Here is a 24379-nt window from a genome sequence, read left to right as displayed (position 1 = left end):
CTGAGGACAGGCCCTGTACCACGATTGAAGGAGATATCCTCAAGGTCGGAGGTGACGACTGTGGCGGATGACCAAAACGCAGCGCAAGCTGTGGCGTCGCCGGTCGAAGCGCCGCCGGTCATCGAAGCGCCCGAGTCGTCGCCGGTCGAGACCCTCAAAACCAGCAGCAGCGCTTCTCGCCGGGTTCGGGCCCGGCTGGCACGACGGATGACCGCTCGCAGCGGTGCCATCAACCCGGTGCTCGAGCCGCTGGTGGCGGTGCACCGGGAGATCTACCCCAAGGCCGACCTGTCGATGCTGCAGCGGGCCTACGAGGTCGCAGATCAACGACATGCCGGCCAGTTTCGACACTCCGGAGATCCCTACATCACCCACCCGCTGGCCGTCGCCAACATTCTCGCCGAGCTGGGTATGGACACCACCACCCTGGTGGCCGCACTGCTGCACGACACCGTCGAAGACACCGGTTACACCCTCGAAGCGCTGTCCGAGGATTTCGGCGAAGAGGTGGGCCATCTCGTCGACGGGGTGACCAAACTGGACCGCGTCGTGCTCGGCAGCGCCGCCGAAGGCGAGACCATCCGCAAGATGATCATCGCGATGGCGCGCGATCCGCGGGTGCTGGTGATCAAGGTGGCCGACCGGCTGCACAACATGCGCACCATGCGCTTCCTGCCGCCGGAGAAGCAGGCCCGCAAGGCCCGCGAAACATTGGAAGTCATTGCGCCGCTTGCGCATCGGCTGGGTATGGCCAGCGTCAAATGGGAACTGGAAGACCTGTCGTTCGCGATCCTGCATCCCAAGAAGTACGAGGAGATCGTGCGGCTGGTCGCCGGCCGCGCGCCGTCGCGAGACACCTACCTGGCCAAGGTTCGCACCGAGATCATCAACACCCTGGGCGCCTCGAAAATCAAGGCGACCGTTGAAGGTAGGCCCAAGCACTACTGGTCGATTTACCAGAAGATGATCGTCAAGGGCCGCGACTTCGACGACATCCACGACCTGGTCGGCATCCGCATCCTCTGCGACGAGATCCGGGACTGTTATGCCGCTGTGGGCGTGGTGCATTCGCTGTGGCAGCCGATGGCCGGACGGTTCAAGGACTACATTGCCCAGCCCAGATACGGGGTGTACCAGTCGCTGCACACCACCGTCGTCGGGCCCGAGGGTAAGCCGCTGGAGGTGCAGATCCGCACCCGCGATATGCACCGCACCGCCGAATACGGCATCGCCGCACACTGGCGCTACAAGGAAGCCAAGGGCCGCAACGGCGTTCCGCATCCGCATGCCGCCGCCGAGATCGACGACATGGCCTGGATGCGTCAGCTGCTCGATTGGCAACGCGAGGCCGCCGACCCCGGCGAGTTCTTGGAGTCGTTGCGTTATGACCTTGCGGTACAAGAGATTTTCGTGTTCACTCCGAAGGGCGATGTGATCACCTTGCCCACCGGATCGACACCGGTGGACTTCGCCTACGCGGTTCACACCGAGGTCGGTCACCGCTGCATCGGCGCCCGGGTCAACGGCCGGCTGGTGGCGCTGGAACGCAAGCTGGAAAACGGCGAAGTGGTCGAGGTTTTCACCTCCAAGGCGCCCAATGCCGGGCCGTCGCGAGACTGGCAGCAGTTCGTGGTGTCGCCGCGGGCCAAGACGAAGATCCGCCAATGGTTCGCCAAGGAGCGGCGTGAGGAGGCGCTGGAGGCCGGCAAAGAGGCGATGGCGCGCGAAGTGCGTCGCGGCGGACTTCCGTTGCAGCGCTTGGTCAATGGCGAATCCATGGCGGCCGTGGCACGCGAACTGCACTACGCCGACGTGTCCGCGCTTTACACCGCGATCGGTGAGGGCCATGTGTCGGCCCGCCATGTCATGCAGCGGCTGCTGGCCGAGCTCGGCGGGATCGACCAGGCCGAGGAGGAGCTTGCCGAGCGGTCCACGCCCACCACGATGCCGCGCCGCCAGCGCAGCAGCGACGACGTCGGGGTGTCGGTGCCCGGTGCCCCGGGTGTGCTCACCAAGCTGGCCAAGTGCTGCACCCCGGTGCCGGGCGACCAGATCATGGGGTTCGTCACCCGCGGCGGCGGCGTCAGCGTGCACCGCACCGACTGCACCAATGCCACGTCGCTGCAGCAGCAGGCCGAGCGCATCATCGAAGTGCTCTGGGCGCCCTCACCGACGTCGGTGTTCCTGGTCGCCATCCAGGTCGAGGCGCTCGATCGGCACCGGCTGCTGTCGGACATCACCCGGGTGCTCGCCGACGAGAAGGTGAATATCCTGTCCGCGTCGGTCACGACTTCGGGTGACCGGGTGGCGATCAGCCGGTTCACCTTCGAGATGGGTGATCCCAAGCATCTCGGCCATCTGCTCAACGTCGTCCGCAATGTCGAAGGCGTCTACGACGTGTACCGGGTGACTTCCGCTGCTTAGAAGCGTCCGGGATCCACGCAATTCAGTTGCCGAGTCTGCGCTCACGGCGCCGAACCTGCGCCTACTGCGCTAGATCGCCCAAAGGTCAAGCACTCAGCGCAGTCTCGGCAAGCGCCTGTTCGACTCGGCGCGACGGCCAGCAGATGGGCCGGGCTGCTGCGAGGTTATCGCTAGTCGAGCAGCAACGACTTGATGACGACGTCGAGGGCGGGCGGGCCGTCCTCACCGCCGCCGGCGACACCGGCCTCGGCGATCTTGTCCAGGGTGGCCAGTCCGTCGGCCTGGATGGTGCCGAAAACGGTGTACTCGGGTGGCAGCGCCGAGTCGCGATAGACCATGAAGAATTGGCTGCTGTTGGTGTCGGGTCCCGCGTTGGCCATGGCCAGGGTGCCCCGCGGATAGATGACCGGCTCCTTGAGCTTCGGGTCGTTCGGCGGGTACTGGTTGGTCGGGTATTCGTTGGCGAACTGATAGCCCGGCCCGCCGGTGCCGTCACCCTTGGGATCACCACACTGCAGCACCGACAGTGACGACGAGGTGGTCAGCCGATGGCATTTGGTGTCTTTGAAGAAGCCCTGCTGGGCCAGGCTGGCGAAACTGTTGACCGTGCACGGTGACTCGTTGTTGGCCAGCATCAGGCCGACCTTGCCTTGGCTGGTCATCATGCTGGCGCTGATCTGCGCCGGCTCGGTGGGCACCTTGCCGGTGCGCGGCGGCTTGGCCTCTTTGGCAGCCTTGTCGGGCGACGGCGGGTACTGGCAGTTGGCGCCCAGATTGGCCGGCGCCTTGAATGCCGGCATCGGCACGGCGTTGCCAAGCTGCACCGGCGGCAGACCGGTCGCCGAAGGCGAGTTGGGCGCGGAGCTGCTGGGGCTGGCTGACGTGGTCCCTTTGTGGTCGTCCTTGTTGACGAAGATGACGTACACCACCGCGGCGACCACGGCTACCGCGACCACGGAAGCCCCGATGATTGTTGCGATGCGGCGCCGCTTGGCCTGCTTGGCGCGGCGTTCCAGCTGGCGTTCGAGTTTGCGCTTGGCGGTGGCACGTCGCTGCTGATTGGTCGGCACGGCCGATATCTTTCCATGACGCCGGGAATGGGAGACTGGTGACCGTGTTGATCACCGGATTCCCCGCCGGCGTGCTGGCATGCAATTGTTACGTGCTGGCCGAGCGGCCCGGAACTGACGCCGTCATCGTGGACCCCGGCCAGCGTGCGCTGGGCCCGCTGCGTCGCATCCTGGACGAAAACCGGCTGACCCCCGCCGCGGTACTGATCACCCATGGGCACATCGACCACATGTGGTCCGCCCAGAAGGTCTCCGACACCTTCGGCTGCCCCACCTACATCCACCCCGAGGACCGGTTCATGCTGACCGACCCGATCTACGGCCTGGGGCCGCGGGTGGCGCAGCTGGTCGCCGGGGCGTTCTTCCGGGAGCCCAAGCAAGTCGTCGAACTGGACCGCGACGGCGACAAGATCGACCTCGGCAACGTTTCCGTCAACGTCGACCACACGCCCGGGCATACCCGCGGATCGGTGTGCTTCCGGGTGTTGCAGGCCAGCAAGGACGACCGGGATGTCGTGTTCACCGGCGACACGCTGTTCGAGCGCTCGATCGGACGCTCCGACCTGTTCGGCGGCAGCGGCCGCGACCTGCTGCGCTCCATCGTCGACAAGCTCCTGGTGCTCGACGACAAGACCGTGGTGCTGCCCGGCCACGGCAACGCCACCACCATCGGCGCCGAGCGGCGCTTCAACCCGTTCCTCGAAGGCCTGAGCCCGTGACCGAATTCTCGGCTCCCAAGGGAGTCCCCGACTACTACCCACCGGACTCCGCGCAGTTCGTCGCGGTGCGCGACGGCCTGCTCGGTGCGGCCCGCCGGGCAGGTTACGGGTATATCGAGTTGCCGATCTTCGAGGACACGGCGCTGTTTGCCCGCGGGGTGGGTGAGTCCACCGACGTGGTGTCCAAGGAGATGTACACCTTCGCCGACCGCGGCGACCGGTCGGTGACGCTGCGGCCGGAGGGCACCGCCGGGGTGGTGCGGGCGGTGATCGAACACGGACTGGACCGCGGCGCGTTGCCCGTGAAGCTGAGTTACGCCGGGCCGTTTTTCCGCTACGAGCGGCCTCAAGCCGGCCGGTATCGGCAGTTGCAGCAGGTCGGCGTGGAGGCGATCGGCGTCGACGACCCGGCGCTGGACGCCGAGGTGATCGCCGTGGCCGACGCCGGTTTCCGGTCGCTGGGCCTGGCGGGGTTCCGCCTGGAAATCACCTCGCTGGGCGATGAGACCTGTCGGCCGCAGTATCGGGAGCTGTTGCAGGAGTTCCTGTTCGGGCTCGACCTTGATGAGGAAACCCGGCGCCGCGCCCAGCTGAACCCGTTGCGGGTGCTCGACGACAAGCGCCCGGCGGTGCGGGCACTGACGGCCGATGCGCCGGTGCTGCTCGATCACCTGTCCGATACGGCCAAGCAGCACTTCGACACCGTGCTGTCGCACCTGGACGCGCTCGGGGTGCCCTATGTGATCAATGCGCGCATGGTGCGTGGGCTGGATTACTACACCAAGACGACGTTCGAGTTCGTCCACGACGGGTTGGGCGCGCAGTCCGGTATCGGCGGCGGTGGCCGATACGACGGCCTGATGCGCCAGCTCGGCGGACAGGATTTGTCGGGTATCGGGTTCGGGCTGGGCGTCGACCGGACGATGCTTGCCCTGCATGCCGAAGGCAAGAGCGTGGGCGAGACGACCCGCTGCGACGTATTCGGCGTGCCGCTCAGCGAGCAGGCCAAGCTGAAACTGGCGGTGCTGGCCGCGCAGTTGCGCGCCTCCGGGGTGCGCGTCGACCTGGCCTACGGCGACCGCGGGCTCAAAGGCGCGATGCGCGCGGCCGACCGGTCCGGTGCGCGGATCGCGCTGGTCGTCGGCGATCGCGACATCGAGGCGGCCACGGTGGGGGTGAAGGACCTCACGACCGGTGGCCAGGTCTCGGTGCCGACGGATGCTGTTGTCGCCGAGGTGATTTCACGATTGACTTGGTAAGTCTTGAGCATCTTTCAACCACTGACGAACGCCATCAGTGTCGTAGCACGCTGTTACAATCGAAAATATGTTCCCCGGGGTCTTCGGGACCGTGTCCTCGATGTAGTGAACCGGAGTGAAGGTCGGCTTCAAGTCCGGTCCTCTGGTGTTATCTCGGGTCTGTTGCAGGCGATGGGGTCGGTAGCGCCTTGACCGGCGTTTCTGATCGGACACACTGGACAGATGTTCCGGGCGGTCGACTATGACGACGGGCTCCATCGCGGCTACGAACTAGGTCGGGGGCTCTCGTGGGACGCCGTAATGGCATGGCGCGCGGCGCTTACCCGCTGGCTTCCGCACCAGCGGCCGCTGGCCGTTCTTGAGCTGGGCTCTGGCACCGGACGATTCAGCCGGTTTATTGCCGACGTTGGCGGCGGTCGGGTGTATGCGGTCGAGCCCTCGCACCGTATGAGAGCTATCGCGGTTGCAGAACACCGCCACGACCGAGTGCACTGCCTCGCCGGTCGCGCGGAGGCCATCCCGCTTGCGGCAGCGAGTTGCGACGCCGCCGTGCTGTTCTTTGTCCTGCACCACGTTGCCGATCTCGAAGCTGCCGCCGGCGAGCTGGCGCGTGTCCTGCGCGACGGCGGTCGCGTACTCGTCGCCGGTAGCTTTTCCGAGCGGCTACATCCGCGCACCTACTACCGCTACTTGCCGCGTGCGCGCGAGATTGAGTCGGAGTTGTTTCCAAAGCTTGAGGACGTCGCTCGCACCTTCGGGAAAACGGGACTCACAATCACCGGGTTCGACGAGGTCGAGCACGAAGGTCGCTGACAGCCTTGCCTCCTACCGCAGCAGGCTCGGGTACCGGGCGATCTCAACCTTCGAGCACATGACTGAAGACGAAATCAACGAGGGACTTTCGCGCCTTTCAACAGACGCTGACGCCGAGCACGGGCTGCAGCCCGTCCGACACGTCCACGATCTCGTTACCTTCAGCCTCAGTTGAGCCATCGGACGGAACGGAATTCGCGGCCGGGCGACGCAAGAAAACGAAATGTCGGTGGGGGTCGTAGCGTCGCCATAGGTAATTCCTCGATGGCTGAGACCAGAAGGGGGCGGCGTTGCGGGTGCAGCAGGTCCTGGCGCCGGGCGGCGGCCCGGAGTCGTGGACAGTGGTGGATGAGCGGTTCGCAGTGGTCGAGCCAGCGGATGTGTTTCTGGCTCATTTGACAGCGATTGAGCGGTCGCCCGGAACGGTCCGGGCCTATGCGTTCGATCTCCGAGACTACTTCGAGTTTTTGACTGCCCATGGGATTAATTGGCGGACAGTGCGTTTGGAACATCTCGGCCGGTTCGTCGGCTGGTTACGTCTGCCACCGACGATGCGGAATGCATCAGTGACGTCGCTTTCGACGATGGAGGCGCAGTGTTCGGCGCCAACGATCAACCGGAAGCTCGCGGCCGTGGGCTCGTTTTACATGTTCCATCACCGACACGGCGTGGACTGCGGCGAGCTGCTGTCGACGATGAAAGCCGGCGGGGCGCGAGGTTCGTGGCGACCATTTCTGGCCCACCTGGGTTCTGCTGGTGACCAACGTCGCCGGACGATCAAGCTAAAGACCCGCCGTCGGCTGCCCCGGACGTTGCCAGAGGAGTCGGTGCAGCTGATCGTCAATGCGTGTGATCGGTTGCGGGACCGGTTCTTAATCGAACTGCTCGCGGGCACCGGCATGCGGATCGGGGAGGCGCTCGGGCTACGGCATGAGGATATCGACGCCGCCGCGACCCTGATTCGAATCCGGGCCCGCCGCAACAGCAACGGCGCGCGGGTCAAGGGGGGGGGCAACGCGAGATTCCGGTCGCCCCGTCGTTGATTCGGCTCTATACCGACTATCTCGTCGACGAGTACGGCGAGCTGGATTGCGACTATGTGTTCGTCAATCTGTGGGGCGGATCGGTCGGCACACCCTGGCGGTAATGGAACGTGACCGACCTCGTCGGCCGGCTACGCGAACGCAGTGGAGTCGCGTTCTCAGCCCACGCATTTCGCCACACCTACGCCACCGGACTGCTCCGGCGCGGAGTCCCGGCCGAGGTTGTCCAGAAACTCCTCGGCCATGCTTCAGTGACGACCACCGCCAGCACCTATGCGCACCTGGAGGTCGAAGACCTCCGGCGAGTCCTGCGCGACAAAGGCTGCCTGGACCGCGCTGTAGAGGGCCAGTGATGACCACGCCGCTGAGGGTTGTCGGACCTGCTGGGGACGCCGAGCGCACTTCGCCGCTGCCGCTGCAGGATCAGCTTCGTGAGCTGGTGGCGTCGATTCTGGTCGACGACTGCCGGGTCTTTGTCACGGCCGATGACCCGGTGGGAGGTGGGCCGGCCTGCGCAGTGGCGGGTTGCCCTCGATCGCGCAAAGGCGACGCGACCGTATGTGCTGTTCACCACGACCGCTGGGTTGCGGCGGGGGAAAGCCCGATCTCGACCATTGGGACGATCCGGGGCCATGTCCTGGCCCTGAGTCGGTGCTCCTGGGCAGGCTTCCGCCGCCGTTGCGCCGGGAGATCGCCTACGGCATCGTCCAAGCGCGACAACACCCCAACCCGCCGTCGTTGCGGCTGGTCTCGCTGCAGGGCGCGATAGATGGCCTCGCCGACACCGGTATTCGCTCGTTGCTTGAGCCTGATGAAGACCGGTGGCCCAGCCCGGGCCGCCGGAGTCACGGCCGAATGCCCAAGCCAGTAGGCACCCTTAAGGTCGGCTTCTTCACATTCACCATCGACGAGCTCGATCGGCTACGCGGCCAGTTCGGGCACGAGCATGAATATGCCCGAGACGTCTGGCGGTTGCGGCGGCTGGGCGTCACCGGGGTTCCCGGCGGTTGGCGGCTGGACTTCCGCGATATTCAGCAGGGCTGGCTACGCGCTGCGGTCAAACAGTTCCTGCGCTGGCGCCACGACACCGGCCACAGCCCCAGCGGCATGCACCGCGACCTCACCGTGCTGACGCTGCTGTCGTCGGCAATGATCGAATGCGCTGGCACCAACGCCCGGCCTGAACAGTTCGACCGTGCCGTGATCACCCGGTTGTTGACCGTTCTGACCGAGCGGGGTCACCCACCGAATGCACGCCGCCAACGACTATCGTCGGTGCGCCGGTTCCTGGAGATCGCCCGCCAGCATGACTGGATCGCCGGGGTTCCCGCCGGTGCGGCACTGTATTCCGAAAACTTCCCCAAAGAAACCAAACTCTCACCGAGAGCCTTGCCGGCGTCGGTCATGGCGCAGCTGGAAAGCCCAGAGGACCTCGCCAAACTCACCGACCCCCGCTGGCGTCTGTTATTCCCGCTGCTCATGGAGACCGGACTGCGGCTCAACGATGCCCTACACCTGCCGCAGGACTGCGTCATCCACGACCAGCAAAACGTGAAGCGCTGGTGCCGATCTCGCCGGAAATGGCGGCAGCAATCAACGAACAAGCCGCACGGGTGCGCACCCAGTACTCAGCCAAGGCGGTGCTGTTCCCCCGCCACACCATGAACCCCGACGGCCGCCACCCAGTCAGCAGTTACGCCCACCGGACCGCGCTCGATACCTGGATACAGCAGTGCCACATCGTCGACGAGACCGGCGCACCCATGCGAGTCACTGCCCATCAATTCCGTCACACCCTGGGAACTCGGCTGATAAACAACGACGTTCCCCAGGAAGTGGTCCGCAAGATCCTCGACCACACCTCGTTGGAGATGACCGCCCACTATGCGCGCCTGCACGATGTCACCGTGCGCCGGCATTGGGAACGAGCACGCAAAGTTGACATCCACGGCAACACCATCACCATTGACCAAGACAGCCCGCTCGCCGATGCCCAGTGGGCCAAACAGCACCTGGCCCGCGCCACCATGGCGCTGCCCAACGGCTACTGCGGACTGCCGCTGCAGCAGACCTGCCCCCACGCCAATGCCTGTCTGACCTGCCCCGTCTTCATCACCACCCCCGAGTTTCTGCCCCAACATCGCGAGCAACTCGAGCTGACCCGCGGCATCATCGAGCGCGCCCGCCAACGCGGTCAGCTCCGGGTCGTCGAAATGAACCAACGCACCGCCGACAACCTGCTCACCATCATCACCAGCCTCGAAAACCCCTCACCCCCAACAGGTTCGGACACCGACGATGCGAGCTGACAACACCGCACACCTCCAAAAGGCCGCCGCGGCCCGCCGCGAACGCACACGTCAGCGAGCCGCCGACGCCCTCGACCGCCTCCAAAGCACCGGCGCCGCCGTCACCGTCGCCGGCCTCGCGCGTTCCGCCGGCGTTGCCCGCTCCTGGATCTACACCCAGCCCGACCTGCTCGACCGAATCAACACCCAGCCGGCGTCACCCCGCGCGGCGGCCAACCCTCGCACGCGCGCCAGCGAGGAATCCTGGCAGCAACGGATCGAGCTCGCCCACCAGCGGATCAAAGAACTCATCAAAGAAAACCAGCAACTCCGAACTGAACTCGCTATCGCACACGGTCAACGCAGAGCCGGACAAATTACCGCGTCCAGGACACCGTCCGCAACGCATAACCCCTGATCATGACCGACCAACCCAAGGGAACATTTGTTCGAAGATGGGTCGCCGCCGGAGGTGATTGCCCGGTTTAATGAGTTGTTCGAGCGGCGCCACCCCTCGACGACGGCCGAGTCGGCGGTATTGCTGGAGCGCGTCGGAGCGGCGGCGCGGTGCGAAAACCGGGCCGCCGCCGCGCAGCTGGCCGCCATCGGGGAGCTGTTCGCGTATCGGCTCGCACACTGCTCGGCGACCGAGGACTGGGCGGTTGACACCGAGGCGGCGGTAGCGGCCGAGGTGGGCGCGGCGTTGCGGATCAGTTAGGGGCTGGCGGCCAGCCGGCTGCGCTACCCGCGAGCCATGAAAGAGCGGCTGCCACGAGTGGCACAACTGTTCAAAGCCGGTGACATCGACTACCGACTGTTTCAGACCATCGTCTATCGCACCGGTCTGATCGAGGATCGCCAGGTGCCGTGCCCGTAGCCAAGACCGCGCCTATCGGGTGGCCACCGAACGCCGAAACGACCGCCACATCCGTCAAACCGGGCACACCGAAAACGCCTGGTACGACGGCCTCGCCCCACCCGACGGGGAGCCACCACCCTTCTAGCGCCGTTCGAAGCTTGACTCGGTATCGAACTATTGTTCGAATAGAGTCATGCGCTGGACCAGTCAGGCGGTAGCGGTCAACGGGGCGCCGCTCGACGATGGAGCGTTGCCCGGGCTGCAGCGGATCGGCTTCGTCCGAAGCGTGCGATCACCGCATTTCGAGGGCATGACGTTCCATGAGGTGTTGTGCAAGTCCGCCCTGAACAGGGTGCCGAACGCGGCGGCCCTGCCGTTTCGCTACACCGTCAACGGCTACCGCGGCTGCTCGCACGCCTGCCGCTACTGCTTCGCCCGTCCGACCCACGAGTACCTCGACTTCGACCCCGGCGCCGACTTCGACACCCAGGTAGTGGTGAAGACCAACGTCGTCGAGGTTCTGCGCCGCGAACTGCGCCGGCCGTCATGGCAGCGCGAGACCGTTGCGCTAGGCACCAACACCGATCCCTACCAGCGCGCGGAAGGACGTTACGCGCTGATGCCGGGCATCATCGGCGCGCTTGCCGAATCCGGTACGCCGCTGTCGATCCTGACCAAGGGAACGTTGCTGCGACGGGACCTGCCGGCACTCGTCGAGGCGGCCCGACGAGTGCCGGTGTCGGTGGCGGTATCCCTGGCGGTCGCCGATCCGGAGCTGCACCGCGACGTCGAGCCGGGCACCCCGACACCCCAGGCGCGTCTGGCGCTCATCACCGCAATCCGCGCGGCGGGCCTGGACTGCCATGTGATGGTCGCGCCGGTGCTGCCGCACCTCACCGACTCCGTCGGTCACCTCGACCGGCTGCTGGGCCAGATCGCCGCGGCCGGCGCCACCGGCGTGACGGTTTTTGGCCTGCACCTGCGCGGCTCGACACGCGGCTGGTTCCTGTCCTGGCTCGGCCGGGCGCACCCCGAACTCACCGACAACTACCGCGAACTCTACGGTCGCGGCGCCTACCTGCCGCCGAGCTATCGCGAGATGTTGCGAAAACGGGCGGCACCGCTGATCGCGAAGTACCGCCTGGGCGGTCAGCACCGCGAGTCCTCGGCCGCGGCCGAAGCGGCGATACTGCCCAAGTCCGTTCAGCCAACCCTATTTTGAGACGGCGACCACCAGAACCACGGTGAGCGCATCACTGGACGACGTCGCCGATTGGGGAACCTAGCCTGACAGGTGCCACGTTGCTTCCACGGCGCTCCCGGCTAATGCAGGTGCGGTTCGAGCAGTGCGGCCTGGCCGGTGGCCATGGGGCCGGCCGCCAACCACTGGCGAGTCGCCTCGTGTGACCGCTCGATGAGCGTTGCCGCATGCGAGAAGTCGACACCGGAAATGGAGACCGGACACAGCGGGCGGATGACGCGCAGGTCCGCTGTCTGCTCGAAGCGCTCGACGTCGAGGGCGAGGCGATGATTCACGGCAAGGGATATCGCGTGCAAAACCATCGTCACCGCCGATGGTGGTGACGTGGGCAGGGCACATGAGTAGCCGGTCGGCAACACCCAGACCTGGTCGGCGCCCAGGGCGATCGCGTGTGATACCGGGGTGTTGTTCACCACGCCGCCGTCCATCAGATCGCGCCCATTGATGTTGACCGGCGGGAAGATGCCCGGGATGGCCGCGCTGGCCGCGATCGCGTCGACCGCGTCTCCGGACGACAGCAGCACGTCGATGCCCGAGATCACGTCGGTGGCCACGACGTGGAAGGGGATCGGTGCATCCTCGAGCCTGGCGAAACCGAGTTCCCGGGTGAGGATGCGCCGCAGACCCGCGCTGGGCACCAGGTGCTGACGGCGGCCGAGGAAGCCCAGCAACCCGGCGACCGGGTGGGTGGGGAACACCTCTTTGCGGCTGAGCGACAGCCACACCTTGGCCAGTTCCCGAATGCCGTCGGTACCGGGCCGCGCGGCGATCCAGGCGCCATTGAGCGCGCCGACGGAGGTGCCGATGATCAGGTCCGGTCTGATGCCTTCATCCGCCAGGGCCTGCAGCATCCCGACCTGGATGGCGCCGAGGCTCGCGCCGCCGGAGAACACGAACGCTGTGGTCACAGATGGATACTAAGGACCTTTTGCCACCGCGGCTGCGGCTTCCGGCGAGATCGCAAATCCCTACCGTCCGTAACGAATCCGGTAGCGTTTTCGATATGACGGACGTGCGGGAGACGGTAAGCGCGGTCGCGGCCGCAGGCTGTGTGGCAATGGCCGCGGCGGCCTTGGCGGTATCGGGGATTGCGGCAACGCCGGCGGTCTCGCACGCGGACCCGGCCGGGCATCAGGTGACCTACACCGTCACCACCACCAGCGACCTGATGGCCAACATCCAGTACATGAACGCCGATCCGCCCAGCCAGGCGGCGTTCAACGCCGACTCGTCGAAGTACATGACCACCGTGCACGCCCCGATCACCGGCGGCCAGCCGCTGGTCTACACCACCACGCTGGCAAACCCGAACCAGTGGGCGATCGTCACCGCCAGTGGCGGGCTGCGGGTCAACCCGGAGTTCCACTGTGAGATCGCCGTCGACGGTCAGGTGGTGGTGTCGCAGAACGGCGGCAGCGGAGTCTCCTGCTCGACGCGGCCGTGGTGACCGGGCCGTAGTAAAGCTGTTTTGGCGCAAGGCAATTCATTGAGCGCAAGCCGCATGTAGTGCCGTCGGCCACCGGGGCCGAATCGGCCGCGGCGCCCCCCTGGAGTTCCCGGCTGCGCCCCCCGGCGACCTCGATGTGCTGTGACATGCCCGCCGTTGCGGGTACTTAGCCAGGGCACAACCACGTCGCCGGCTGGTGGGCCGGCCCGCTTCCAAGGAGCCGCACATGTCCTTCGTGACCACGCGGCCCGCGGCGTTGACCGCCGCCGCGAGCGCATTACACACCGCCGGTTCGTCAATGGCCGCCCAGAACGCGGCGGCGGCAGCGCCCACCACGGGCGTCGCTCCCGCGGCCGCGGACCAGGTCTCAGCGCTGCAGGCCGCACAGTTCGCGGCCTACGGCAGCTGGTATCAGCAGGTCAGCACCCAAGCCATGGCGATTCACCAGATGCTGGTGAACACGCTGGCGAGCAGCGCGGGTTCGTATGCGGAGACCGAGGCCGCCAACCGCACCGCGGCCGGTTCGACATCGTTGTCGGGACTTCTCGGCGGGCTCGCCACCGGAGGCTCTGGTTTGTCGTCATCGTCAGGCGCGACCATCGGAACCCCAATCGGGTGGGCTCAGAACTTCAGCGCCGCCGCCTCGGACCTGGTCCAAGTCGTGCCCGGGCAACACGGAGCCGACTCCGGCAACGTCGCCGCTGCCGACTCGATGGACGGCGTGGCAGCCGGGCTGCCCGCGGCCGCGGTGGGACCGGCGGGGTCGGCCGGCCCCGCCTCGGCGTCGGTGCTGGCCAGTTCGGGGCAGGCGCCCTCAATCGGCGCCATGTCGGTGCCGCCCAGTTGGGTCACGGCCGCCGGCCCGGCCGGTTCGGTCCCGACGACGTTGGCGGGCACCGGCTGGACCAGCGCGGCACCGCCGAATGCGCCGGTCACCGCGATGCCGGCCGGTGTGCCGTTGGCGGCCTCGATCGGGCGAGCAGGCCTTGGCTTGGGTATGCCACGCTACGGCGCCAAGCCCACGGTGATGCCCAAGCCGACAGTCACCTAGCAGCCCCGACCACGGACAGGAGCGCAGAGATGGTTTTCGATTTCGGAGCACAGCCGCCGGAGGTCAACTCCACCCGGATGTACACCGGCGCCGGGGCGGGGCCGATGATGGCGGCCGCGGCGGCTTGGAGCAACCTGGCCGATGAATTGAGTACGACGGCCCGCGTCTGCGGGTCGGTGATCTCCCAGCTGACCGGCGACGAGTGGATCGGAGCCTCGTCGGTGGCGATGGCCGGCGGGGCCGAGCCCTATGTGGCATGGATGCAGACCACAGCCGGGCAACTTCAGCACGCGGCCGACCAAGCCGTCGCCTCGGCGGCCGCATATGAAACTGCCTTCGCGATGACGGTGCCGCCGCCGGTTGTTGCGGCCAACCGGGCTCGGCTGGCGGCTCTCGTCGCTGCCAACATTCTCGGACAGAACACCCCGGCGATCGCGGCCACCGAAGCGCAGTACGCCGAAATGTGGGCCCAGGACGCCGCCGCCATGTACGGCTACGCCGGTTCGTCGGCGAGCGCCGGGGTGTTGACCCCGTTGACCTCTCCGCCGCCGACCACCAATCCCGGTGGACTGGGGGCCCAGGCCGTCGCGGTATCTCAAGCCGCGGCAAGCAGCTCGGGGTTTGGCGGGCTGGTGTCCAGCCTGCCCGCCGCCATGCAATCACTTGCGGCACCGTTGGCCGTCTCGTCGGTGACCAGCCCGTTGGACGATTTCTTCAACAACAATCTGGTGATCAATATCGGGCAAGCGGTCTTCGACACCGTGGCGTGGAACATGTTCGCCGTCGTCGCATCCTCGATCCTCAACGGAAACACCGTTCCGGCGTCAGGCGCTGCGGCTTCCGCCGCGGGGATGGGCGCCGGTGTCGTCGGGGCGACGGCCGGCCCCGCGGGCTTGGGTGGAACACCGGTGCTGGCGGGTATGGCTTCGGCGTCCGCGGTCGGCAAGTTGTCGGTACCGGCCGCCTGGTCCGCGGCGGTCCCGGTTGACGATGCTGCCGCGGGGCTGACCGGCTCGGGCTGGGCCGTCCCCGCAGAAGAGGGCATGCAGGCCACAACGTTGCCGGCCGGTACGCCGGCGGTTGCCTGGGCCGGACGGGGAGGCTACGGCGCGGGACCGCGATACGGAGTCCGGCCCAAGGTGGTCCCCCCGCAGGTGCTGGGGTAACGCGCTGTCAGTCGGAGATTTCGTCGACGGTGAACCACCGTGACGAACGCGGGTCTTCTTCCTCGCGGAACAGGGTTTCGTAGGACATATCGCCTCCGTTCACTGCGACTCCTGATGTGGCGAGGCTAACAGCGCCACGTCGATCGCCGCAGCGTAATCAGAGACCGGCGTGGGTGACGACGACGACCTCCGCGCCCCCGACGCCGGCCGCCCGCAAGGTGTGACCGACCGACGCGTCGAAGTAGGCGCTGTCGCCGGTGTCGAGTGTGATGGTCTGGTCGCCGTAGTCGAGTTCGACACTGCCGGTGTGGACGAATACGAACTCCTGGCCGGCGTGCTCGGGATGGGGATCGTCGGCGGGGTTGCCGGCAGGGCAAACCAGGAACGGCGACATGGACTTTCCCAGCAACGTCGACGCCAGCGCCCGATAGCGTCCCGGTACCGGGCCGGCGCGATCGCCTGCCCGGTCGATGGTGATCTTCTCCTGGGCCGTCTCGTCGGAGAACAGCCGCCCGACATCGACGTCGAGCGCTCGAGCGACCTTGAGCGCCACCGCGATTGACGGTGTGCTGTGCCCGCGCTCGATCTTGGACAGGTAGCTCTTGGTCAGGCCGGTCTGTTCCGCGAGCTGTTCCAGCGTGAGGCCGCGATGCCTGCGAACGGCGCGCAACAGTGCTGTCAACGGACAACTCCCTTCGCCTCGACACCCGGGGACACAAGGTTTCCTATAGTGCTACTATTGTGTCATACGCTCGCGACACCGGGGAGCCGCTGATGGCAACCACCTTTACCGATTCCAAGGCCGAACTGATGCGCCGTGCCCAGGAGCGGCTGCGCGCCGAGACGGCCGAAGCGGCGTTGACGACCCGGCAGAAGGTGGCGCTGACCTGCCGCGCCCTGTTCGACGCCGGCCATGACTCCGGCCTGGCCGGGCAGATCACCGCCCGCGCCGAAGATCCCGGGACGTACTACACCCAGCGGCTGGGCCTGGGGTTCGACGAGATCACCGAAGACAACCTGCTGCTGGTCGACGAGGACCTCAACGTCCTGGCCGGAGACGGTATGGCCAATCCTGCCAACCGTTTTCACAGCTGGATCTATCGGGCGCGTCCCGACGTACAGTGCATCGTGCACACCCACGCCTTCCACGTGGCGGCGTTGTCGATGCTGAAGGTCCCGCTGATCGTGTCGCACATGGACACCACGCCGCTCTACGACGACTGCGCATTTCTCGCCGACTGGCCGGGCGTTCCCGTCGGCAACGAGGAGGGCGAAATCATCACCGCCGCACTGGGTTCCAAGAAGGCGGTGCTGCTGGCCCATCACGGGCAGGTGGTGGCCGGGGCCAGCGTCGAGGAGGCGTGCTCGCTGGCGGTGCTGATCGAGCGTGCCGCCAAGTTGCAGCTGGCCGCCATGGCCGCCGGAACCATCGCCGAGCTGCCCGGGCAGCTGGCCCGAGAGGCCCACGACTGGACGCTGACGCCGGCGCGCAGCCGGGCCAACTTCGGCTACTATGCCCGTCGCGCCCTGGCGCGTCATCCCGATGCACTGAGTAGCTAATCCGTTATCCGCCAACAGAATCGGAGGAGCCCCGCTGTGGCCCAACCAGCCGCGCCCAAGATCCACGGGATCATCGCCTACCCAGTCACGCCATTCGCGCCCGACGCAACCGGTGGTATCGACACCACCCGACTCGCGGCCCTGGTCGATCGCCTGGTCGGCTCCGGCGTGCACGCCATTGCCCCGCTGGGCAGCACCGGTGAACTGGCATACCTCGACGAGTCAGAGTTCGACACCGTGGTCGACACCACCATTGCGGCCGTCGATCGGCGGGTGCCGCTGATTGTCGGCGTGTCGGATGTGACCACTGCCAAGACCATTCGGCGTGCCCGGTACGCCGAGCGGGCCGGCGCCGACGCGGTGATGATCCTGCCGGTGTCCTACTGGAAGCTCACCGAACGCGAGATCGCCCAACACTACCGCAGTATCGGCGACGCGATCGGAATCCCGATCATGGCCTACAACAATCCGGCCACCAGCGGCGTCGACATGAGCCCCGAACTGTTGGTCACCATGTTCGACAACATCGAAAACCTCACCATGGTCAAGGAATCCACCGGCGATCTGTCCCGGATGCACCGCATCGCCCAACTCAGCGACGGCCAGCTGCCCTTCTACAACGGCAGCAACCCGCTGGTGCTGGACGCGTTACGGGCCGGTGCGGCCGGATGGTGTACGGCTGCCCCCAACCTGCGGCCGCAGCCCTGCATCGACCTCTATGAGGCGGTGCGCCGCGACGACCTCGAGAAGGCCCAGCTCCTTTACGACGACCTGAAGCCGCTGCTGCAGTTCATCGTCGCCGGCGGCCTGCCGAAAACGGTGAAGGCCGGTCTCGAGTTGTTGGGTTTCCCGGTGGGGGATCCGCGAGCGCCGTTGCTGCCGCTCGACGAGCGGGCGCGTGCCGAGTTGTGGGACTTGCTGGCGGGCGGGTAATGCTTGTCGCGACTTTGGTGCCGCAGCTGAGGCGACTTTCGACTCTACGCCGGCAGTCGGTGCGTCGCGGACCATCGGAAGTCATTGTTGACCTCATCGCCTCCGTCGATGTCGAACGCGTTGTTGCGGTTGGTGTTTGAAGCCAAGCGCGACGGTGAGGCCAACCGGGCGGTTGCGCGGCAGTGAAGGTCGGGCTGCGGGCTATCTGGACTCGATCACCGTCATCGTGCCATCGAGGTAGCTCGTGACGTATGCGGTGTGGATGTTTGGGTCCACCGCGACCCCCCACGGGTGCTTACCGACGGCCACTGTGGCCGTGACCGTGTGCGCCTGTCCGTTGATCACCCACAGTGTGGGGTCCTCGTCGTAGTTGGTGACATAGGCGGTGTGCGTCACCGGATCCACCGCAACCTGCCACGGTTTCGTGCCGACGGGCACGGTGGCGATGACCGTGTTCGTCCTTCCGTCGATCACCGACACGGTATGGCCGTCCGGGTTGGCGGTGTAAATCGTGTGCGTGCCAGGATCCACGGCCACTCCGTACGGTCGCTTACTGACAGCCACGGTGGCCGTGACGGTGTGTGTCGACCCGCCGATTAGCGACACCGTGTCGTCGTCGCTGTTGGTGACGTAGGCGGTGTGGGTCTCCGGATCCACCGCCACCCCGAACGGGCCGGAGCCGACGTGCACGGTGGCGGTGACGGTGTGCGTATTCCCGTCAATCACCGACACGGAAGCGTCGAAAGCGTTGGTGACGTAGGCGGTGTGGGTCTCCGGATCCACCGCCACCCCGAACGGGCCGTGGCCCACCCGCACGGTGGCGGTGACGGTGTGCGTCTTTCCGTCGATCACCGACACCGTGTCGTCGTCGTTGTTGGTGACGTAGACGGTGTGGGTGTCTGGATCCACCGCTGCCCCGACCGGAGAGCCGCCGACGGGCACGGTGGCCGTGACCTTGTGTGTCTTTGCGTCGATCACCGACACCCTGCCGCGGACCGTGTGGTTGACGGTGTAGATGGTGCGGGTGCCAGAATCGACCGCTACTCCGTTGGGGAGAGAGCCGACGGCCACGGTTGCGGTGACAGTGTGCGTCACCGGCGTCGTCGATCCCGGTCCGGTGGTTGTGCTGCCGACGCGGTCGTGGCCGGAGTTGAGCACCGAAAACCCAAGCACGGCAAGCGCGCCCACAAGAAGCAGACTCCCAACAATCATGGCTGCGCGCCTGATCTTGGCGTTCTTCCACGACCCCCATACCATCCGAAACGACGGCCCGCTGCCGGACTCAGGGAGGTCCGCATAAATGATGCCGCCCGCGACTGATGGCGCCGCACCGATGATCGGGGCACCGCACTCATCACAGAAGGGCCGGTTCACCGATGTAAGGTGGCCCGCTGGGCAGAGCACCATAGCGGGCACCATCGGGGCTCCGCACTCCCCGCAGAAGCGGTAGTCGTCGGGGTTTTGGTGACCGTTCTCGCACGTCACCATGAGTTAGCGTCCCTTCTTCTGCGGCCTGCGGCCTGCGGCCTGCGGCCTGCGGCCTGCGGCCGGGTAAGGATTCGCCGTCATCGATGTCATCAGATTCCACGCGGCTACCAGAGTCAACCCGAAGCCAGCGGAATCAGCGGTTTAGGGCCAGGCCGCCGAATAGATGCAGCGGCTTCCGCTGCCGTGCCTGGCCGCCCCTACCGCAGCGCGGCAACGGCGCGACCGTATGCTGAGCGGCGATCGCGAACCGACGCGCTTGGCCTCCGCCGGTGCGCATGGACTACGGGCCAGAACTGATTTGCCAAGCGCTGCAAGAGTTTTGCGTTGCGCAATTAGGGCTCTGGCGCTTGCTGGCAGGGACGCGGTGGAACAACGGCCATGTCGTTTCGTTCATCAACCGGCTACGACGGGGCTGGCATCGAGGAACCGCTGACCCTGACGATGCGGGACTATTCCGTTCGTGGTGTGGCCACCAACCATTCCGACGAGTCCGGGTCGGCGGTGTCTAGTCGCATGCCCACCTCGTTGAGCAGGGCTTTGAGTTCGTCGGTTGTCACGTGGTGGGCTTCGAACGATTGGGTCAGCCTTTTGTCGTCGTTGTCCAGGGTGAACTCGCCAACGACAGTCCCGTCCTCGTTGCTCAGGATCGTCATCGTCTGCAACATCTGACCATCGGAGCGCTGGTAGCTGCCCGGTGGTCGCTGGGCGAACCACTCTAATGGTCGCCACTGGATGATGGCCTTGCCGTCCGGCTCGAGGTGGTGGGCGATGGTCGCCAGGAGGCGCCTGCGGAATTCGATACCCGGATAGTTGATCAAGCTGCTAGCCAGCAGGACGGCGTCGAACTTCTCGGCAAGCCGCACGTTCTCGATGCGGGCCTGGACCGTTCGCCCAGGGCGGACATGGGCAAGCATGTCGGCGGAGTCGTCCACCGCGGTTAGCTGATGGCCCAGTTCGGACAGCGGATTAGCGATTCGGCCGACCCCGGATCCCAAGTCCAACACCGTGCTTGCCGGGTTGAGCATTGCGGCGATGACCTGCACCTCGGCGTCCCCCGACACCCGGCGGTAGATCTCGACCACGCTGCCGTCGGAGGTTATCGGGCCGCCGGAACCCGGTTCGGCGCTGCCGCGCATGCGATGTACCTGCTGTCCTGTCGTGCGCCGCCGGGCCAGCGGGAGTGATGCAGACCTGCTGATCAAACTCCCGCTGGCCGTGTCGGCTAGTGGATCCAACCGATGGTCACCGTCAGTGGACGATGTCGTCGACGACGAACGAGATCAACGCATAGGGCGTCTCGTGTGCATTGAACAAGAGCTCGTGGGACATGATCAATCTCCTTTCTTGCTCAATAATCTGTGTCTATCAACGTCTCCGATTGTCGTTACACATTGAGCAAATGTGTATCCCCTGGCTGGGTAGGACCACGTGTCCCCCAGATGGGGGACACGGCGGGTGCCGTCGCACGGGTGAGTGTTATCCCAGCATGACGGGAAGCTCGGCGTATCGATTGAGCAGCGGGATCGGTTCGAGGCGAAGCTCCTCCGCGGCGATAACCAGGGTGAGACCGGGGAACCGGGTGATCAAGCCGGCGATCGCGATGCGGGCTTCCATCCGCGCGAGATGTGAGCCCAGACAGAAGTGACTGCCTCGGCTGAAGGCCAGGTGGTGGTTGGGCTTGCGGGTGATATCGAAGCGGTCGGGATTGTCGAACTCGGCGGGGTCGCGGTTGGCAGACGTCAGCAGCGGCACCACCATCGCTCCGCGCGGAATGCTGACGCCGTGCACGACGATGTCCTCGGCGGCGAACGTGGTCGCCTCGGTGCTGCCAACGGTGCCGGTATAACGCAGGACCTCTTCGACGGCGCCGCCGATGAGCTCGGGTCGTCGCTGTAGCAGGCTGAGCTGTTCGGGGTGGGTGAGCAGGGCGGCGATTCCGTTGGTGATCACGTTCGGGGTCGTTTGATAGTCGCCGGTGATGAGCAGGAACACCATCGCGATGATCTCGTCGTCCGATAGCCGGTCGCCGTCCTCGCTGGCCTCGATCATCGCGGTGATGATGTCTTGCCCCGGGTCGCCGCGACGCTGTTGGACCAGATCCCGCAGATAGTCGACGAAGTCGTCCATGCGCCGTGCTGCGCCCTCGGCCCCGCCGGCCAACATCATCTCGAACAGCGAGTCGATGTAGTCGTAGCAGGCGGACCGATCCTGAGCGGGTATGCCGACCATCTCACTGATCACCGTGGTCGGGATCGGCAACGCGTAGTCGCGTTGCAGGTCGATCCGCTGCCCTGCCGCAAACCCGTCGAGCACAGCACGGGTGACGGTCTGTACTCGATCGCCAAGGCGCGCGATCGCGCGTGGGGTAAACGGCCGGCTGACCAGCTTGCGCAGCCGCAGATGCGCGGGATCGTCCTGATACACCATGGTGCCGCTGGTGAGCATCCGGATTGCGTCGGGCAACGGGAGATGTTCGGCGCCCTCCACGACGCGCCGGATCCGCGGGTCGGTGACCACGGCCACGCAGTCTTGGTAACGGGAGATGAAATAGACATCCCGGTCGGGTGGTCGCAGGGCCAGCCGCCCCCGGTAGACCGGAGCATTGCGGCGCATCCAGTCGTAGTACCGGTGCTGGTCGGCGTTGAACTCCGCCGTCCCTACCGTGATCGGGTGGTTGATCAACCCGGCTCTATCCCAGGTCGGCGGCTTTGAAGGTGTCGCACTTGTTGGGATCGCCGGTCTGATAGCCGACGGTGAACCACTTTTGCCGCTGCGTCGACGAGCCGTGTGTCCACGTGTCGGGGTTGGTGCGTCCGTTCACCTGCTGCTGGATGCGGTCATCGCCGACGGACGCCGCGGCCGAGAGTGCGTCTTGAATGTCCTTGTCGCTCAATGGCTGCAGGTACGGCACTCCGGTGCTCTGCTGTTTGACGGTCGACGCGTAGTAGGCCCAGACGCCGGCGTAGCAGTCGGCCTGCAACTCGGTGCGCACCCCGTTGCCACCGGCGCCCTGCGCTCCCTGCTGAGCGCGGCCGAGCACCCCCAGCAGGTTTTGCACGTGATGGCCGTATTCGTGGGCTACGACGTATTCTTCGGCGAATGGTCCACCGCTGGAACCGAATTGGGTGACCAGCAGCTGGAAGAAGTCGGTGTCGAAATACGCGGTCTTGTCCACCGGACAGTAGAACGGCCCCACGTCGCTGCTGGCCGGTCCGCAACCGGTGCTGACCTGACCACTGAACAGCCGCAGATGCGGGCGGGTGTAGCGGTTGGGCATCAGCTGCTTCCATACCGCGTCCAGGGAGTTGCCGGTGGCCACCACCCGGCACTGCACGTACTTGTTGGCGTCGGCGCCGGTCTTGCACCGGCTCAAGTCGAAGCCGGGTGCCACGGCCTCGCGGCTGTCGACCGGTTGCTGGCTCATGATGCCGCCCGGATCGACTCCCAGGAACAGGGCGACCACCACGATCAACAACCCGCCGATGCCGCCGCCGATGGCCATCCGCCCGCCCGGGAAACCGCCCGACGACGACGCGGTGCTGGTGTCGATCTGCATACCCTCGTTGAAGGTCATCGCGTGCTCCCCAATCCGGACCGCCTACCGGGTCGAACCAGCCTAACCCTGCTTCCCGGTGGCGAACCGCGCGTCGGTGTACCTGCGCAGGTTGGCAAGAAATCGGCGCAGGGCCAGGTTCAGCAGCGGCCGGAACAAGAACATGCCCAGGACCGCTGGGCCGGCGGGCTTTTGCGCCATGGTCCAGGTGAGCCGGCAGCCACCGGGAATGACCTCGACCCGGTAATCCTCGGCGAACGCGGCGACCGCTTGGGTCGAGCATTCGTTGAACCGAAATGCCATGCGATGCACCGGCTCCCAGACCAGAAACTCCTCATTGACCTCCATGCCCCCGTGCATGTCGACGGAGCGCGTGGTGCCGACGTGATAGGGCTGCGGACTGGTCCAGGTCACCTTCTTGATGGCCGATGCCCAGCGCGGCCAGGCGTCCGCGTCGGCGAGCACCTCGAACAGTTGCTCGGGGGTGATGGCAAGGTCGACGCTGTTGCGGAACAGGTATGGCGCCTCACCGGAATCCGGGTCGAGAAAGGTCAGCTCGACGCGCTCGCAGGGAAACATGACTACAGACATTAAGCCGCCAGAAAGCCGGCCAGCTAACCCGCCGACTTCGCGTGGCGTGAAGCGGCTGACTTCGCCGCCGGCGACATGCGGGCCGGAGCGCCTGCGCATCCTGCTCAATGAGGTCTGCGAAATTTGCAGGCCTGCCCAGCATTCGTATCATGGCAGCGCTTCCGGGCACGCCGCGGGCACCGGGGTGGCGCCTTCGGCGCCTGGGACGCGGGCAATCGTCCGGGCTGGCGACGGCCTGGGCCGCACCGGCTTTGACACAAGCCCACAAATGGCCGGCAAATGGCCTCGAAAATGCGTCGGCGAAATATACGCTCTGCTGGAAGTTATCGATGCCGACGACAGTCAGATTGCGCGGATTGACGGAGGTGCCAGATGTCGTTTGTCATCGCAACGCCGGACGTGGTGGCGCTGGCGGCGGAAGACCTGGCGGATATCGGTTCCGCTCTGACTGCAGCCAACGCTGCGGCCGCGGTCCCAACAAGTGGGTTGGCGGCTGCTGCCGCCGATGAGGTATCGAAGGCAATTGCTGCGGCCTTTTCCAGCTACGCCCAGCAGTATCAGGCGCTGAGCGCTAAGGTGGCGGCGTCACAGGGCCAGTTCGTGCGGGCGCTGACGGATGCCGCGAAAGGATACGCGGCCACTGAGGCGGCAAATGTCTCGCCGCTGCAGACTCTCCAGCAAGTCCTACTTGGTGCGATCACTGCCCCTACTATCGCGGGCCGCCCGTTGATCGGCAACGGCGCCAATGGGGCCCCGGGGACAGGGGAACCCGGTGGGCCTGGTGGTTATCTGTTGGGTAACGGCGGCAATGGTGGCTCAGGGGCCCCCGGGCAGGCTGGGGGTGCCGGTGGGGC

24 protein-coding genes and 1 pseudogene are annotated in these 24379 nt (G+C 66.1%); 17 read left to right on the top strand and 8 right to left on the bottom strand.

Features of this window, described 5'->3' with window-relative positions; all coding sequences use genetic code 11:
* The first annotated feature begins 60 nt into the window (after positions 1 to 60).
* A complete protein-coding gene (locus BST40_RS10205; protein WP_075548233.1) occupies positions 61 to 2424 on the top strand; it encodes a RelA/SpoT family protein in 2364 nt (787 codons plus the stop codon).
* A 170-nt stretch (positions 2425 to 2594) separates the two neighbouring features.
* Here BST40_RS10205 and BST40_RS10200 read toward each other — a convergent pair whose 3' ends face one another.
* Positions 2595 to 3494: a peptidylprolyl isomerase gene (locus BST40_RS10200; protein WP_075548232.1), complete on the bottom strand. Its 900-nt coding sequence runs from the start codon at positions 3492 to 3494 to the stop codon at positions 2595 to 2597.
* Positions 3495 to 3538: 44 nt separating this feature from the next.
* On the opposite strand from BST40_RS10200, the gene BST40_RS10195 reads away from it, so the two are divergent.
* The 10 genes and pseudogenes from BST40_RS10195 (at position 3539) to BST40_RS10160 (ending at position 11697) form a co-directional block, all read left to right on the top strand.
* The gene (locus tag BST40_RS10195; RefSeq protein WP_075548254.1) at positions 3539 to 4213 is read left to right on the top strand and encodes an MBL fold metallo-hydrolase; all 675 of its coding nucleotides are present in this window, start codon (positions 3539 to 3541) and stop codon (positions 4211 to 4213) included.
* Positions 4210 to 5472, top strand: a complete 1263-nt coding sequence (gene hisS / locus BST40_RS10190; protein ID WP_083154164.1) for a histidine--tRNA ligase — start codon at positions 4210 to 4212, stop codon at positions 5470 to 5472. The genes BST40_RS10195 and hisS overlap by 4 nt, the downstream gene beginning before the upstream one ends.
* A gap of 222 nt (positions 5473 to 5694) precedes the next feature.
* Positions 5695 to 6285, top strand: coding sequence for a class I SAM-dependent methyltransferase (locus BST40_RS10185; RefSeq protein ID WP_083154163.1), 591 nt, complete (start codon positions 5695 to 5697; stop codon positions 6283 to 6285).
* Between the two features lie 296 nt (positions 6286 to 6581).
* The gene (locus tag BST40_RS10180; RefSeq protein WP_341865515.1) at positions 6582 to 7328 is read left to right on the top strand and encodes a tyrosine-type recombinase/integrase; all 747 of its coding nucleotides are present in this window, start codon (positions 6582 to 6584) and stop codon (positions 7326 to 7328) included.
* Between the two features lie 110 nt (positions 7329 to 7438).
* Entirely contained in the window at positions 7439 to 7681 is a 243-nt protein-coding gene (locus BST40_RS32845) for a tyrosine-type recombinase/integrase (protein ID WP_341865514.1), read from the top strand.
* Between the two features lie 298 nt (positions 7682 to 7979).
* A complete protein-coding gene (locus BST40_RS29395; protein WP_142276720.1) occupies positions 7980 to 8993 on the top strand; it encodes a hypothetical protein in 1014 nt (337 codons plus the stop codon).
* Complete coding sequence (locus tag BST40_RS10175; RefSeq protein ID WP_099222703.1) at positions 8909 to 9637, top strand: tyrosine-type recombinase/integrase; 729 nt, start codon at positions 8909 to 8911, stop codon at positions 9635 to 9637. Before BST40_RS29395 ends, BST40_RS10175 begins: the two co-directional genes overlap by 85 nt.
* On the top strand, positions 9627 to 10034 hold the full coding sequence (locus BST40_RS10170; RefSeq protein ID WP_075548226.1) for a DUF6262 family protein: 408 nt from the start codon (positions 9627 to 9629) through the stop codon (positions 10032 to 10034). Before BST40_RS10175 ends, BST40_RS10170 begins: the two co-directional genes overlap by 11 nt.
* A 27-nt stretch (positions 10035 to 10061) precedes the next feature.
* Positions 10062 to 10481, top strand: a pseudogene (locus tag BST40_RS10165) (DUF222 domain-containing protein); the annotation flags it as partial.
* Between the two features lie 187 nt (positions 10482 to 10668).
* A complete protein-coding gene (locus BST40_RS10160; RefSeq protein WP_083154161.1) occupies positions 10669 to 11697 on the top strand; it encodes an Rv2578c family radical SAM protein in 1029 nt (342 codons plus the stop codon).
* Between the two features lie 101 nt (positions 11698 to 11798).
* On the opposite strand, the gene BST40_RS10155 is transcribed toward BST40_RS10160, so the two are convergent.
* Positions 11799 to 12644 carry a patatin-like phospholipase family protein gene (locus BST40_RS10155; protein ID WP_075548223.1) on the bottom strand — a complete coding sequence of 282 codons (846 nt, stop codon included), beginning with the start codon at positions 12642 to 12644 and terminating at the stop codon, positions 11799 to 11801.
* Between the two features lie 95 nt (positions 12645 to 12739).
* Here BST40_RS10155 and BST40_RS10150 point away from each other — a divergent pair, with 95 nt between their 5' ends.
* The 3 genes from BST40_RS10150 to BST40_RS10140 all read left to right on the top strand — a co-directional run bounded on the left by BST40_RS10150 (position 12740) and on the right by BST40_RS10140 (position 15400).
* Positions 12740 to 13183 (top strand): hypothetical protein, encoded by a 444-nt coding sequence (locus BST40_RS10150; RefSeq protein ID WP_075548222.1) that lies wholly within the window; start codon positions 12740 to 12742, stop codon positions 13181 to 13183.
* Positions 13184 to 13409: 226 nt separating this feature from the next.
* Positions 13410 to 14234: a PPE family protein, SVP subgroup gene (locus tag BST40_RS10145; protein WP_083154159.1), complete on the top strand. Its 825-nt coding sequence runs from the start codon at positions 13410 to 13412 to the stop codon at positions 14232 to 14234.
* Positions 14235 to 14263: 29 nt separating this feature from the next.
* Positions 14264 to 15400 carry a PPE family protein gene (locus BST40_RS10140; RefSeq protein WP_083154158.1) on the top strand — a complete coding sequence of 379 codons (1137 nt, stop codon included), beginning with the start codon at positions 14264 to 14266 and terminating at the stop codon, positions 15398 to 15400.
* 157 nt (positions 15401 to 15557) lie between these two features.
* Here the strand turns inward: BST40_RS10140 and BST40_RS10135 are convergent, their stop codons facing one another.
* The gene (locus BST40_RS10135) at positions 15558 to 16082 is read right to left on the bottom strand and encodes a helix-turn-helix domain-containing protein (protein WP_075548220.1); all 525 of its coding nucleotides are present in this window, start codon (positions 16080 to 16082) and stop codon (positions 15558 to 15560) included.
* Between the two features lie 92 nt (positions 16083 to 16174).
* Here BST40_RS10135 and BST40_RS10130 point away from each other — a divergent pair, with 92 nt between their 5' ends.
* Positions 16175 to 16960, top strand: a complete 786-nt coding sequence (locus BST40_RS10130; protein ID WP_075548219.1) for an aldolase — start codon at positions 16175 to 16177, stop codon at positions 16958 to 16960.
* Between the two features lie 36 nt (positions 16961 to 16996).
* Entirely contained in the window at positions 16997 to 17893 is an 897-nt protein-coding gene (locus BST40_RS10125; protein WP_083154156.1) for a dihydrodipicolinate synthase family protein, read from the top strand.
* Between the two features lie 201 nt (positions 17894 to 18094).
* On the opposite strand, the gene BST40_RS10120 is transcribed toward BST40_RS10125, so the two are convergent.
* The 5 genes from BST40_RS10120 to BST40_RS10100 form a co-directional block, all read right to left on the bottom strand.
* The gene (locus BST40_RS10120) at positions 18095 to 19081 is read right to left on the bottom strand and encodes a YVTN family beta-propeller repeat protein (RefSeq protein ID WP_075548217.1); all 987 of its coding nucleotides are present in this window, start codon (positions 19079 to 19081) and stop codon (positions 18095 to 18097) included.
* Positions 19082 to 19830: 749 nt separating this feature from the next.
* The gene (locus tag BST40_RS10115) at positions 19831 to 20517 is read right to left on the bottom strand and encodes a class I SAM-dependent methyltransferase (RefSeq protein WP_083154154.1); all 687 of its coding nucleotides are present in this window, start codon (positions 20515 to 20517) and stop codon (positions 19831 to 19833) included.
* 340 nt (positions 20518 to 20857) lie between these two features.
* Positions 20858 to 22063 carry a cytochrome P450 family protein gene (locus tag BST40_RS10110; protein WP_083154153.1) on the bottom strand — a complete coding sequence of 402 codons (1206 nt, stop codon included), beginning with the start codon at positions 22061 to 22063 and terminating at the stop codon, positions 20858 to 20860.
* A gap of 7 nt (positions 22064 to 22070) precedes the next feature.
* Complete coding sequence (gene ypfJ, locus BST40_RS10105) at positions 22071 to 22955, bottom strand: KPN_02809 family neutral zinc metallopeptidase (protein ID WP_083154151.1); 885 nt, start codon at positions 22953 to 22955, stop codon at positions 22071 to 22073.
* 42 nt (positions 22956 to 22997) lie between these two features.
* Positions 22998 to 23513 carry an SRPBCC family protein gene (locus BST40_RS10100; RefSeq protein WP_075548213.1) on the bottom strand — a complete coding sequence of 172 codons (516 nt, stop codon included), beginning with the start codon at positions 23511 to 23513 and terminating at the stop codon, positions 22998 to 23000.
* A 384-nt stretch (positions 23514 to 23897) separates the two neighbouring features.
* On the opposite strand from BST40_RS10100, the gene BST40_RS10095 reads away from it, so the two are divergent.
* On the top strand, positions 23898 to 24379 hold a 482-nt coding region (locus BST40_RS10095), incomplete at its 3' end, for a PE family protein (protein ID WP_083154181.1).

It is taken from the genome of Mycobacterium persicum (genome assembly GCF_002086675.1).
In the GTDB taxonomy this organism is placed as follows: Bacteria; Actinomycetota; Actinomycetes; order Mycobacteriales; family Mycobacteriaceae; genus Mycobacterium; species Mycobacterium persicum.
Note: the sequence above shows the minus strand (reverse complement) of the source record. Positions and strands in the feature narration are given on the sequence as shown.